Annotated in this window: 10 protein-coding genes and 2 pseudogenes; 4 read left to right on the top strand and 8 right to left on the bottom strand. The window is 56.8% G+C overall.

The window, feature by feature from the left end; genetic code table 11:
• Positions 1-167 precede the first annotated feature (167 nt).
• A complete protein-coding gene (locus P3T24_RS36395; RefSeq protein WP_429441620.1) occupies positions 168-1,217 on the top strand; it encodes an IS110 family transposase in 1,050 nt (349 codons plus the stop codon).
• Positions 1,218-1,426: 209 nt separating this feature from the next.
• Here P3T24_RS36395 and P3T24_RS36400 read toward each other — a convergent pair.
• Positions 1,427-1,780, bottom strand: a pseudogene (locus P3T24_RS36400) (transposase); the annotation flags it as partial.
• 95 nt (positions 1,781-1,875) lie between these two features.
• Complete coding sequence (locus tag P3T24_RS36405; RefSeq protein ID WP_074265616.1) at positions 1,876-2,826, bottom strand: LysR family transcriptional regulator; 951 nt, start codon at positions 2,824-2,826, stop codon at positions 1,876-1,878.
• Between the two features lie 189 nt (positions 2,827-3,015).
• On the opposite strand from P3T24_RS36405, the gene P3T24_RS36410 reads away from it, so the two are divergent.
• The gene (locus P3T24_RS36410; RefSeq protein ID WP_074265615.1) at positions 3,016-3,855 is read left to right on the top strand and encodes a fumarylacetoacetate hydrolase family protein; all 840 of its coding nucleotides are present in this window, start codon (positions 3,016-3,018) and stop codon (positions 3,853-3,855) included.
• A 6-nt stretch (positions 3,856-3,861) separates the two neighbouring features.
• Complete coding sequence (locus P3T24_RS36415) at positions 3,862-4,278, top strand: nuclear transport factor 2 family protein (RefSeq protein WP_074265614.1); 417 nt, start codon at positions 3,862-3,864, stop codon at positions 4,276-4,278.
• A 64-nt stretch (positions 4,279-4,342) separates the two neighbouring features.
• On the opposite strand, the gene P3T24_RS36420 is transcribed toward P3T24_RS36415, so the two are convergent.
• The 6 genes from P3T24_RS36420 to P3T24_RS36445 all read right to left on the bottom strand — a co-directional run bounded on the left by P3T24_RS36420 (position 4,343) and on the right by P3T24_RS36445 (position 12,929).
• Entirely contained in the window at positions 4,343-6,547 is a 2,205-nt protein-coding gene (locus P3T24_RS36420; protein WP_429441623.1) for a hydantoinase B/oxoprolinase family protein, read from the bottom strand.
• Positions 6,534-8,660, bottom strand: a complete 2,127-nt coding sequence (locus P3T24_RS36425; RefSeq protein WP_429441625.1) for a hydantoinase/oxoprolinase family protein — start codon at positions 8,658-8,660, stop codon at positions 6,534-6,536. The genes P3T24_RS36420 and P3T24_RS36425 overlap by 14 nt, the downstream gene beginning before the upstream one ends.
• 113 nt (positions 8,661-8,773) lie before the next feature.
• Positions 8,774-10,261, bottom strand: a complete 1,488-nt coding sequence (locus P3T24_RS36430; protein WP_429441657.1) for an NAD-dependent succinate-semialdehyde dehydrogenase — start codon at positions 10,259-10,261, stop codon at positions 8,774-8,776.
• Positions 10,262-10,263: 2 nt separating this feature from the next.
• The gene (locus P3T24_RS36435) at positions 10,264-11,493 is read right to left on the bottom strand and encodes an iron-containing alcohol dehydrogenase (protein ID WP_429441659.1); all 1,230 of its coding nucleotides are present in this window, start codon (positions 11,491-11,493) and stop codon (positions 10,264-10,266) included.
• Positions 11,494-11,503: 10 nt separating this feature from the next.
• Positions 11,504-12,514 carry an Ldh family oxidoreductase gene (locus P3T24_RS36440; RefSeq protein WP_254368873.1) on the bottom strand — a complete coding sequence of 337 codons (1,011 nt, stop codon included), beginning with the start codon at positions 12,512-12,514 and terminating at the stop codon, positions 11,504-11,506.
• A gap of 4 nt (positions 12,515-12,518) precedes the next feature.
• On the bottom strand, positions 12,519-12,929 hold the full coding sequence (locus tag P3T24_RS36445; RefSeq protein ID WP_429408673.1) for a hypothetical protein: 411 nt from the start codon (positions 12,927-12,929) through the stop codon (positions 12,519-12,521).
• A 449-nt stretch (positions 12,930-13,378) separates the two neighbouring features.
• Between P3T24_RS36445 and P3T24_RS36450 the strand changes: the two are divergent.
• A pseudogene (locus P3T24_RS36450) lies at positions 13,379-13,639 on the top strand (transposase); the annotation flags it as partial.
• Between the last annotated feature and the right edge of the window lie 34 nt (positions 13,640-13,673).

Genomic DNA, 13,673 nt, shown 5'->3' on the forward strand with positions numbered 1-13,673 from the left:
TTCTGACTGCCAAAGCAGAGCGCGCCACGCCGAGAACATCGCAGACCGTTTTCATTGGTCGTCCCCGGGCAGTAAGGGCGAGCGCGCAATCCAGTAATAGGATGGTCCGCCCTTCCCACAGGGGCATAATCGACGCTGACGCCGATCCTCACCCCCGGAGGTGTGTCATGAGTCAACGTAGCACGACTTCAATCGCCCGCATGGGCATAGACATTGGGAAATCCGTTTTCCATGTCGTCGGTCTCGATGATAACGGCGAGCCCGTGTTCAAAGGCCGCTTCAACCGCGAACGGTTACTTGAATTCCTTGCCCGCGCCTCTCCGACGATCATTGGTATGGAGGCTTGCCCCGGCAGTAACTGGTTGGCACGCAAGGCTGTTGACCAGGGGCATCAGGTTCGTATCGTGCCTGCGCAATTCGTCAAACCGTTCATCAAGTCCAACAAGACTGATATCGTCGACGCAGAAGCGATCGCAGAAGCAATTTCACGCCCCACCATGCGCTTTACGCAGCCAAAGACCGAAGCCCAGTTAGATCTGCAGGCGCTGCATCGTGTCCGGCAGCGACTGGTGTCCAGCAAGACTGCCGTCATCAATCAGTCTCGTGCTTTCCTGCTTGAATATGGCCTGACTATCGGCACGGGAGCTGCGTACTTCGTGCGCGATATCCCGAACATCCTGTCTGACGAGACCAACGGATTGACGACTGCCATGCGTGAACTTTTGCAGGAGTTATGGCAAGAGTATCGGTCAATCGAGGCGCGCCTGTTGCAACTGCGACGCCAGATCGAAGCTATCGCCGGAGCAGACGATGTTGCAACGCGGCTAACATCCATACCAGGAATCGCTCACCTGACAGCAACCGCCATTACAGCTTTCTCCGGCAGCGGTACCCAGTTCAAGTCGGGGCGTAATTTTGCTGCGTGGCTCGGTCTTGTTCCCCGGGAGTTTTCTACCGGAGGCAAGCAGCACCTGCTCGGCATCACCAAGCGGGGCAACCCCTACCTTCGTAAGCTATTGATCCATGGTGCGCGCGCATGTGTGCTGCATCTCGATCGGACCAAAGATCATCTTGGGGTTTGGATTTCCGACATAGAGGCGAAGGGCATACACAGGAACAAGGTCATAGTCGCGCTTGCCAATAAGCTTGCACGTATCGCGTGGACCATTCTCACGCGACAAGGAACGTTCTACCTGCGCCAGCCACGTATCTTGTAGGTAGCCGCACTCTCTTCAAAGTTTGCAGACGAGTAATTGATGACGAAACAGTGCAACGGCGCTCGGTAAGCCCGGTCCAAAAAAGCGGCCTTCGTGGCCGGTCCAGTTATTGGGAACCGAGCGCGCATATCCCATCATGGCCTTGCCGCCAAAAGCGGCTGACTTGCGAGAGGCCGGATACATTTACGCAAACTGCTTCGTTCGTCGGTGCCCGCTTGCAAAACCAGGGCGGACCATACATTTTTTGAGCGGCCATACTCGACTGCTTCCTTCAGGATTTCTGCCTCCTGCGTCTTCTTGCCAAGCAGACGCTGCAGTTCCCTGATTTCCTTCATCGCCGTGGCCAACTGCGAAGCAGGCACCACGGCTTCTCCAGCTTTCACCGCTGCCAGGCTGCCTTCCTCGTATTGCTTGCGCCACGCAAACACCTGGTTTGGGTTCACTCCGTGTCTACGGGCAACTGCTGAAACCGTTGCTCCCGGCTCCAGGGTTTCCTGCACGATGGCTACTTTTTCCTGGACCGAACGCCGACGACGGCGCTCCGGCTCGGTCAGAACTTCAATGCTTTCCACGATTTGCCTAGGCTTGAAACTAGTCACAAGACTCCCTCTTATTTTAAGGGGTGTCTCGTGTCCTGAGAATCAAGGGGCTACTCCAGTCAGTTTGTGGTGGCTGTGCCGGCAACGACTACCTCCCACCGGTCAAGATGATATTCGCTGCAGATGTCGCGCAACACCGATCGCATCCACTTGTTTGGTGGGCTCGGGGCGTTTTGGGTGTTCCAAATCAGGCCGCACGTCGTGTGAATCCGCGTGAAGGGCATGTCCACAGCCCGAATACCCGCGGCGGCACCAAAACGTCTGATGAGCTTGCTCGGAAGCACTGCGATGAGGTCGGAGTTGCTCAATGCAAAGAGTCCGGACAAAAAGTGCGGGACGGTAAAGGCGAGGCGCCTACGCTTGCCGAGCGCTATGAGTTGTCTGTCCAGCATCGTGCTAGCGCCACCGTCGTGGGCGATCGCGAGTTGCGGTGTGGCGCAAAAGTCATCCACGCTGATGGATTTTCCAATCAGAGGGTGATTGAAGCGCATGGCGCAGGAGAATGGGATGTCGTAGAGCTTCTCGAAGTCATAAGCGACACCGCTCGCATCAAATAGCCCCATGGCCATGTCGACCTTGCCGCCCTCAACACGACTTATTGCGTGGTTGCCGTCAGCATGCTCCACAACGACACCGATGTTTGGGGCGAGATGAGCGAGGCGAGACGTAAGCAATGGCATCATCATAGCAGCGCCGAGATCGTTGAAGGCAATTCGATAGCTATGCGAAGACTTGCTTGGCGTGAATGTCTGTGGTTCGAGCGCCTCGTTGATTTGAAGCAGTGCACGACGCAACGGCCCTTCGAGTTCAAGGGCGCGTTGTGTTGGATGCATGCCATCGGCGTGCCGGACGAAGAGCTCATCGTTCATCAGATGCCTAAGGCGGCCAAGCGCGGCACTTGCAGCTGGTTGACTCAGACAAACGCGACTCGCTGCCCGAGTCACGCTGCGCTCGATCATCAGCGCATCGAATACAAGCAGTAAATTTAGATCCACGCCGGCGAGGTTCACGTTGCAGCTCCACTGGTAGGGAAATTCATGCCGATTATGACGTTCATATGTTCAATCGATTTGAGTAGGAATGCAAGCCGCCGTACCATTTTCCCGGAAGTTTGCGCGGGATAGATCAGCGATCTCCCTTACGGCAACAGCGCATACAAGCCCGCGTTTTTCTACCAGATCAATGAGATACAAGACCGCATGAAAATCACCAGTTACTCGAACGGATCCACCGAATCGTACGGCATCGTCGAAGGCGAAACGATCGTCGACCTCGGTGCGTGCCAGAACCCTCCACAACCTAGCCTGCGCGTTGCCATTGCCGCCGGTTTGAGTGCAGATAGTTTGGGTGCTCGCGGGCAGACATTTGCGTTGAAGGACGTCATCCTGCGACCGCCTATTCCAGATCCGCACAAGATCATTTGCGTGGGGCTAAATTATCGGGCACATGCTTTGGAAGGCGGGTTTGAACTCCCAGCTTTCCCTTCGGTTTTCATGCGAGCGAGCGACACGCTTGTTGCCCACCATGAACCCTTGCAAAAGCCGTTGATTTCAGACGATTTCGACTACGAGGGAGAACTCGCCATAGTCATTGGAAAGGCTGGTCGCCACATCACCGAGGAGAATGCTTTGGAGCATGTCTTCGGATACACCTGCTTCAATGACGGCTCGATCCGGGATGTTCAGCTAAAGCAGTCGCTGATTGCCGGCAAGAATTTCCCGAAGACGGGAGCGTTGGGGCCCTGGATCGTGACAGCGAACGAAATTCCCGATCCGTCGCGCTTGATCCTGGCGACGCGCATCAACGGGAGAAAAGTCCAGCACAAAGGCGTCGACGACATGATCTTCAACGTTGCTCAAATAATCTCCTATATCTCCGGGTGGACTCGTCTGGAACCCGGGGATGTGATCGCCACTGGCACGCCAGAAGGCGTCGGCTTTGTGCGTAAGCCACCGCTGTGGCTGAAGGTCGGAGATACCGTCGAAGTCGAGATCTCATCAATCGGCACGCTCGTCAATCCCGTCGCATCCGAGAGGTAAGCTCCCATGTACCAAGTTGAATGGCAATGCCAGCAAATCGTCGCACGGTTATTTCACGATCTAGACGAGCGAAACTACGACGGGCTCGTCAATCTCTTCGAAGAGAACGGGGTCTGGCTTCGCCAGGGAAAGGAATTGAAAGGCCGGGAAGAAATCATGGCGGCCCTATGTATGAGATCCCCGACCTACATCATTCGTCACGTAGTCAGCAACTTTCTGTTCACGTCGAGCCGAGGCGAACAACCGTCAGCTGTGGCGTACATGACAGCATACGGCAATGACTCCGGGCAACTGCCGATAAAGCCAGTGGAAATTCGCACCCCGCTGGGAATCTTTGTCGTGAAATGCGATTTCATTCAAGACGGCGAGAAATACAGATTCGCACGTCTTGAACTTCATCCAGAGTTCACGTTCTCACGCTGAGTGGTCCGCAATTCTCCTGTGCATCACCGGCGAGCCAAAGAACCGCTCGCCGATATTCCTCGCGTCAGACGATCAGTGCGTCGAGACGCAATCGCATTTCGGGTGCTCGCGGATCGTCGTCACTCTGTTGCACATCGGTTGAAAAGATCGTGCCACAACCTGGACAGCAATATCGCCGGAGGACAATTTCTGAATCTTTGAGGTATCGGTTGGACTCGCTCAAACTCGACAGTGGAGACTCCAACATCAAGGCTCGTTGTCGCGGATCCTCATTGGCAGGGCCGAATGCGCGGTCGCAATTGGTGCAACCCAGTAGTGGGCCGAACCTCGAGGCTCTAACGGCGAGAGTTTCGCCAACGCGAAACATTTGCGCTCCGCTGAATGGTTCATCGCCATCCCAATCGTTGCCCAGGCGAACGCCCGATGTCATGCGATCCTCACGCGTCTTGCGACGAAGCAGGGTGGTGGCAGTTTCGTCAATTCGCGCACCTAAACCTTCCACCACTGAGACACCATATAGGACCTCGGCTTCACCAGCGGAGCAGAAGCCCAGACGTACATCGCGCAAAACTTGATCCGGTTGTCGCATCAATGGGTCACCATATCCGCCGCCGCCAGAGCAGAAGTTGATCCACGCGTCAGACACACCAAGATCGGCAACGTCCTTGGCTTCGGGGACTTCTATCTTCTCGCTTGCGAGTTCATCGAGGCCCCCTGGCAATCGACCTGCTTTGAATTTCTCGGCTAAGTCCGTGTTGCGAAGAACGAAATTCCGCTGGATTGATCCGGGTAGGCCCCCCGCTACGCCTTTCGTTTCTGAATGGCTGTAACCCGTTGCAAAGAAGACAGCATTGATATCGGAACCTACGCCGTGCGGCGCAATCATGTATTCAAGGCTCACACCGCCACGATGTATGCCGGCTCCAGCGGTATCCTTTCGCTCCTTGCGATATACATACAATACGGGCAAGAGTCCTTCGATCCGTTCGACATTGGGAATTCCATACGATGGCGCTATTAGATTGCCGCAGCTATTGACGCCGTCTCCGAACGGACGTGCTCCGCCCCCGCCAACCGAGTCGGTAAACATGTTGACAAACGGGCGACCGTTTAGCTTGGTTCCTGCCAGTACCGCCATATTGGCTCCGCCATAGCCCAAGCCGATGACTTCGTCGCGCAGGTCTTCCGAGCACCCGTACATGCGGGCCATGGTCTCCCAGACGAGATTCCCTGTCGATTGGGAAGCATTGAGTGTTGCCATGCTGGTTGCGGCCGGAAATAGACAGTTATTGAGGGTGCCTTCTTCCGAAATGATTTCGATGCATTCCGCGAGGGCGCCATGCGCCCATGGCAAATCGAAACAAAGAAGGGGCAGTAGCACTTGTGTTACGCCGCCTACCAGGCCGCTATACGCGCAGTTAATGGAACCCGGTGCCTGTTTTGCGGTCCCGGTGAAGTCGAAGGTGAGACGATCCCCAAGCTTTGTCATCGTCAGCTTCATCTTGTAGAGGCAATTCTGGACGCCATCGTGATCCAGCAGGGCTGTGGCGAACCACTCACCGTCGGGCATATTGGCCAGCCGCTTGCGTATCCTCTGGCGAACATAGCCCAGGATTTGGTCCTGAACGCCGAGAAACACATCCAGCCCATATTCGCGAATGATCTCACGCAGGCGGTCGCGAGTAGTCGTCTGCGCTGAAATCTTTGCGCGAAGGTTTAGAGCATTCACCTCCGGAGTCCGTGTGTTTCTCAAGAAGATGGACTCGATGTCCTTCCTGAAGACACCAGCCTCAATGATTTTCACGGGAGGCATTAAGGGACACTCCTCGTATGCCGTTGTGGCTCCCACACTCCAGCTTCCGGGACGTGGGCCGCCAACATCCATCTCGTGCATGACGATACCCGTCCAGGCAACGAGGGTTTCGCGCCAGAAGACAGGACACACGACCGCGTAGTCCATGGCGTGCAGTGCGCCGGACCAAGGGTCGTTGGTCATAAATACATCGCCCTCGTTGATATTCCCCTCGAAGTCGTGAAGCACAGACTGCACGACGATGTCCAGTGCGGCAGCTTGCCGAATGACATATACGCCGGTGAAAAGTCCCTTTCCCTCGGCTGTCAGAATCGCCGTGTTGAAGTCGCCCGACTCGTAGACGGCAGGTGAGCCGGAGATGCGGCCTGCAATCAGCCCCATTTCATCATTGATTTCCCAGAGCCGGTGCCGAAGCACCTCGAAGGTGACCATGTCGATGGTCTTAGACGTCTGCATGCGCGACTCTCCCGAACGTTAATGTAATACCGCCATTGCGATCAACCTCAGCGTGTGAATTGGGCGGCAGCACCACGGTGTCAGCGAAGCGCTGGATAATGGCGGGACCATCTAGATGCTGCCCAGGCCTTAGCCGATCACCGGAGTGGACGGCTGTTGATATGAACCCACCGCTCGACCTGAAATATGCAGACCGTCGCCCAACTAGGGAGTCGCCCGCCGATTTTCCATTTGCGACTTCGAGCGATGGCTTCACGATGTCTATCGTCCCCGTCAAACGGACGGTGGCCAGTTCAATTCCGGCTTCGACATACGCGCTACCTTTCCCGTAAGTCATCTCGTAGGTGCGAATGAAGTCTTGCTTTAGCTTCTCCATATCGCTGGCAGTCAGTTCGTCAGGCCTGATATCGACTTCAAGCTCATGGACTTGCATCCCGAATCGCATCTCGACCGCGCGCCGCAACGTTATAGGTTGGTCGTTCAGTCCGGCTTCGGAAAAGCGCTGCAACACGCGGCGCTCGAGGCTTGCGAAAGACTCATTCAGCCCGGCCAGCGCGTTAGCGTCGATCGGGAGCTCCAGCGCTACAGACTGCTCCTCCTGCAGGGCAATGTCGGTCGTCAACATGCCAAGTGCGGAAAAGACGCCGGAGTCCGCGGGTATGTAAGCCAGCTTGACACCGACCTGCGCGGCCAAGAACGATGCAAATACCGGCCCCGCACCTCCATAAACGAACAGCGCGAAATTACGTGGATCGAGCCCGCGTTCGACTGTCACCTTGCGAACCAAGTCCGCCATCTGAGCGTTCGAAATCTCAATCATGCCGGCAGCAACGTCAGTAATCGAAAGCCCGACGCTTCTCGCCAACGCTCCAAGTGCGGTCTCGGCCGCAGTCTTGTTGAGCCGGACTTTGCCCCCAAGCAAGAAGTCTGGATCGAGGTAGCCAAGCGCGACGTGTGCATCGGTGATAGTGGGCTCAAGACCTCCACCACCATAGGCGGCCGGCCCGGGCGTTGATCCGGCGCTTCGAGGCCCGACTCGCAGACTACCGCCGTCATCGCGCCAGCCAATGCTGCCACCGCCAGCACCAACCGATTTGACGAACACCTTGGGAACAAGATACGCATACTTGCCGATCACCGGTGCCGGGTCCATCTGCACCTTGTCTTCGAATACCAGGCCAACGTCGAAAGTCGTACCGCCAACATCGGCACAGATAACGCTCTGTTCGCCGATGAGACCGGCACAAAACCGGGCTCCGAGCACACCTCCGGCAGGCCCCGAGTCGACAGTGAGAATTGGCCGCCCGAGGACCGAGTCGACGGTGCACAGGCCGCCGCTCGACTGCACGACGAGCAACGAACATCCCATGCCGAGCTGTTTGAGCCTACGTTCCAGACGCACAAGATATTCGCCGACAACCGGTCCAATATAGGAATTGAACGCGGTTGAGACGCTGCGCTCGTACTCGCCGGTGCGGGGAACCACTTCAGATGAAATTGACGTGAACAGTTTTGGATGTCGCTTCTTCACCAGATCGCGCAGCTGAAGCTCGTGTGACGGGTTCTTGAATGACCACAGCAGGCACACGGCCAATGCCTCGATACCTGTTTCAACGAGGTGATCGACGTCACGACTTGCTCTATCAAGATTGAGTTCGACCAGAACTCTCCCATCACGGTCCACGCGCTCGATCACTCCACGGATGTCCTCCGGCAAAACTATCGGAGGTGTCGCCTTCTCCAAATGCGTGACATGGGTCTTTTCTCGTTCCGAAAGGCCGATCACCTTTTGCCTGGCCCGGCCAATTGTGATCGTCTGCTCGTGACCGGCGGTCATCAACATTCCAGTTCGTGCGCCACGCCGCTCAGTCAGTGCATTGGTGCCGACAGTCGTTCCGTGAACGAATTCCGTGGCGCGGCTGACAAGTTCCGGCGTGGTAATTTCTAGCCGCTTTGCCGCCATATCGAGGCAGTCGATGACGCCCCTAGATGGATCGTCGTATGTCGTCAGCGATTTGGCCGTCAACCGTGAACCCGACTCGCTCAGCATCACACAATCGGTGAAGGTCCCACCAATGTCCACCGCAATGCGCAAACCGTCTTTAATATTCATTTGATTCGTACTCGAGTGGTCGCTATTAGCCAATGTTCTCAAGACAATCGATTGATTTGAAATCGAATGTTGATATGAAAACAATTCGGAGATGAAATGAGACTGGGTGTTGGCTACCAGCTTGTGGCGATGTATTGCGCTTCCATGAATTCGAGAAGGCCATGGTGCCCACCTTCGCGACCGAGCCCGCTTTGCTTGACGCCTCCAAAAGGTGCAGCTGGATCGGAAACCAATCCACGATTGAGGCCGATCATTCCGCTTTCGAGGGCCTCCGAAACTCTCAACCCACGCGCGAGATCTTTCGTATACACGTAGGCCACGAGGCCATACTCCGTTCGATTGGCCTTGTCGATTACCTCTTGTTCAGAATCGAAGATAACGATTGCCGCGAGCGGCCCGAAGATCTCTTCATCCAGCAACCTGGAATCGTCGGCAACGTCTACGATGACCGTGGGCGGATAAAAATATCCGTCACGTGCGGGCGCTTTGCCACCTGTCAGTACGCGCCCGCCCTTGGCGACAGCGTCGGCGACCAATTGCGCAACCTTGTCGCGTGATTCACTGTTGATCAAGGGACCCAGTTGAGTCTCGGCCGCGCAGCCGTCACCGATTTTCAGTGCGCTCATCTTCGCGGTCAGCGCCGCGGAGAAATGCTCAGCGGCGCCACGCTGCACGTAGAAACGGTTTGCCGCTGTGCATGCTTCTCCGCCATTGCGCATTTTCGCAACCATTGCGCCTCCAACCGCGGCGTCGATATCCGCGTCATCGAAGACGATAAACGGTGCATTGCCACCAAGTTCCATCGAGCAATTGATGACCTGATCAGCGGCCTGCCGCAGCAAAATTCGACCGACCTCAGTCGATCCCGTGAAGGACAGCTTTCGAACACGCGGATCATGCAACATCGCGCCGACCACCTTCCCGGCCGTTGACGTTGTCACTACATTGACTACGCCAGGTGGAACGCCAGCTTCCTGAAGAAGCGCTGCCATCGCATAGGCGGTGAGGGGTGTTTCCGTCGCCGGCTTTAGCACGCAAGTACATCCGGCTGCCAGTGCTGGACCGATTTTGCGAGTCGCCATCGCGGCCGGAAAATTCCAGGGCGTGACCAGCACAGAAATGCCGATAGGTTGGTATTGGACCAACATGCGATTGGCGCCGCTCGGTGCGAGCCGGATGTCACCGACAATTCGCACGGCTTCTTCGGCGTACCACTGGAAGAACTCTGCCGCATAGGCCGCTTCGCCGCGCGCGTCCGACAGCGCTTTGCCATTCTCCATGGAGATCAACTTCGCGAACCAGTCGAGTCTCGCCGTCATCAGCTCGAACGCCTTGCGTAAGATCTCGGAGCGATGACGAGGCGACGTCGCCGCCCACGCACGAGCAGCATTGGCAGCCGCCGTAACGGCGGCAATACCTTCTTCGACCGTTGCGTCGGCAACGGACGCGATCGTCTTCTCCGTGGAAGGATTAATGACGTCAATCCGTTTACCGGAAGTCGACGGCATCCATGCGCCGCCGATAAAAAGGTCGGACGGAAGCGAGTCGAAGTCATGTGTTGACCAGTGGGCTGGAGACGAGTCGATAGATCTATCATTCATTGCTAGATACCTCTGAGTTGATCGCGCTTTCCTTCGAAACAGGCCCGCACAATTCTGTTGATACTTTCGCGACTGAGCTGCCGCGGATTGTTGTTGACGAGTCTGGCAGCTGACATTGACTGCTTGCTGACCCAATCGAGTTTGTCTCCCGCGAGACCAAGGTCTGCGAGCGACTCGGGCACACCAATTTGAGCGAACAGCGCTTGAACAGCGTCAATGCCGCGCTTGGCCTGTTGTTCGTCCGAGTGATCTGTTTCGGCAACACCAAAAATGTGTGCGATCTCTGCGTACTCGGGTAGACAAGTCGGCAGATTGAATTCCATTACATAAGGCATTAGGGTCGCGACTCCGAGTCCGTGCGCTGTATGCGTGACGGCGCCGACAGGGTATTGAATGGCGTGGGCGGCTGCAGTCCCTGCGGTTCCGAAGGCCATTCCGGCGGCGAGCGCGCCGAGCATTACCCGCTCGCGCGCCGATCGGTCGTTTGGAGATTTCACGGCCGTCGCGAGATTGCTGGCCAAAGCATTGATTGCAAGGCGTGCGTGCGCGTCCGCAAAGACGTTTTTTCCGACAAACACCTGATTCAAACCCAGTTCGGCAGTCGGCTCGCGTCGAATCGCGGTAAAGGACTCGATGGCGTGTGTCATTGCGTCTGCGCCCGCGATGGCGGTGAGCTGTGGGGGGCAACTCATCGTGAGCTCGGGGTCGCAAACCGCTACTTGTGGAATCAGGTAAGGGCTGGATATCCCGACCTTCATGTCACGTGCTGGATCTGCGAGTACAGCAACCGGGGTTACTTCGGAGCCGGTGCCAGCGGTGGTCGGTATCGCGATGACCGGGAGGACCGGGGCAGGCACTTTAAATTCGCCGTAGAACGCCGACATTTCGCCCGAATGACTCAACGCCAAGGCGACCAGCTTGGCCAAATCCATACAACTTCCACCTCCGATTCCGACGACGACAGCCGGACCGAAAGCTCTGGCCTGCGAAGTGGCATCCAGGATGCAGTCGAGCGGCAACTCTGCAACGGTTGCGTCATACACCTCGACAGCAATGCCTTCACTGCGCATGTCGGTCGCCAATGCGGAAAGCAACGGGTCTTGGGGGAAGCGATCGTCTGTGCAGATGAAAGCCCGATTCCCGAGCGGCTTGACTAGGCGAGGCAGCGCGTGGCGCTGACCCCAGCCGAAAAGTACGGTCTGGCCGGTCCGGGCAATGCCGAAATTATTCATGGTCGTTTTCTCAATCACGCTTGCGCGAAGCCGCGAGCAGTTGGAGGTCATGCCATACCTGATCATCGAGCGGTAGGCCATTGGACAAACGCTCGCGACGAGATGCGAGCGCGCGATCGCCTGGCACCTGCACGGCAGCGTCGGGGGAACCAGACGCGCGCACTGCGTCAAGATAAGTCTCAATGGCCGCATAGCGACCTTGGTCGGCACCTGGGTCTATTACGATGAAGATGTCACCCTTGTTGCAAACTTGGTCCGAGTCAAGCGTGCCATGCACTCCCGGCCCCAGCGCGCAAGCGCTTAGGGCGCCGATCAGCACCTCGAAGCCGAGACCGAGGCTGTAACCCTTGGCGCCTCCAAACGGCGCGATAGCGCCCCGTTTGGCAGCGTGAGCGTCGGTGGTTGGCTCTCCAGACACGTCCAATGCCCAGCCGGACGGAATCGGGCGGTTCAGGTTGGCATGGTGGTGTATCTCGCCCATCGAAACCAGGCTGGTCGCCATGTCGAGCACGAAAGGCTCCCCGACGAGCGGAATACCTATAGCAAACGGGTTGGTGCCCTGCATGGCACGTCGTCCGTTCCAAGGGTGCACTAGCGCCTCGCTGTTGCACAGCGCAATGAGGATCTGCCCCTGTCGAGCAATGCGGTCTGCGTACCAAGCCAGCATTCCAAGGTGGTTGTTGTTTTTTATGGCGGCCATTGTTATGCCGGCTGCAACAGCTCGCTCAGAAATTCGTTCTAATGCGGCAACCGCAACCACCGGTCCTAAGCCCATGTACCCATCCACCTCGAGCACGTTGCCGCGCCAGTGGTGTGAGCCGTTGGTGAGTGGGTCCACAACGCGATTGTGAATTCGCTCGACGATGCGCTTGAGTCGCAGCAGCCCATGAGAGGAGCGGCCGCGCAGCTCCGCCTCCAGCAACAGATCCACCTGCAACGTCGCGTGGGCCAGTGGGACACCGGCCGAGTCAAGCACCGCCAACGCAACCCGCCTCGCCTCCTGAAAGTCGACCATCATCATGTGATCAGAGCACCGGGTTTTCGAGTCGTCCGAGTAAGCCCTCGAACGGGGTAATCGGGTCGATCTTTACGTGCTTCGGCGCACGATTTGCCTTGCGGGCGAGCGCCGGCATTTTCGATGACGAAATTGTGATGAAAGGACGCGAACGAAAGCGCCTATAAGCAATGTTTCTCATGTTTGTCTCTTTCGTGCTTTTTCCGAACCGTGGCGTGAATCCGAGAAGGCCGTTGGGGGAGAAGTGAAGGGCACCAGGAAGGTCAATCAGATCATGGGATTGAATCGTTCGCATTGACTTGAGATTGCCGGGACTGATTCGCCGTTTGAACCAAGCAACTGGAACCTCGCCGATACCAGCAACCGAGCCCGAAAGACTGAAGCGCATCACTTTAGAGAAGGGTGCGTGGTAGCTCACCACGACACATCGTTTGCAGCCGCATGTGATGTGAATCAACGATCTTTCGAGGATTCATGTTGCCTCTCTGTTTGTTCCTTTCTGCTCTAGGTGTATCAGTACAGAAAACGCATTGATTTATCTGGAAACAGTGTGGCAAAGAGAGGCGTTGTCGGGAAATCGAATGATCGTATAAGCGATATTCATCCAGATGATGTCGTACCGTGTACGTGCTGCCAATGCCCTTGCGTGTGCCTTCGAGTGCCGCAATATCGGGACACCACTTAGTTCCTGCTCTACTTCGCCGTGGTCGAATGCGACGGCTCGCGTCCTCGTCCCATCGCATCCCATGTGACCGGAACGAAATCCATGCGTGAGGGCAGGAGCAGCCGCAGAGAAAGAATCGTAGCTGAGCTTGCCCCCGAAAAACGAATCCCTTGCTGAGCAGGTAAACTCAAGCAAGGAGAGGAACGATGACGAGCAAGGCAAAGCGAGCGCAGTACACGCTCGAGTTCAAGCTGGAAGCGGTGCGGCTGGTCAAGGACGGGCAAAGCATGGCAGCGGTGGCAGCGACACTGGGTGTGGTCGAACAGACGCTGTACAACTGGGTAAAGGCTGACCGGGAAGGCAAACTGACGGGAGCGGGCACGAAGCCCGTGAGCCCGGAACAGATGGAGCTGGCGCGGCTGCGTGCCGAAGTGGCTCGCCTGAAGATGGAGCGGGATATTTTAAAAAATGTATGGTCTGCCCCAGGTTTGCAAGGACTGT

Source organism: Paraburkholderia sp. GAS33 (genome assembly GCF_050436645.1).
GTDB lineage: Bacteria > Pseudomonadota > Gammaproteobacteria > Burkholderiales > Burkholderiaceae > Paraburkholderia > Paraburkholderia phenazinium_B.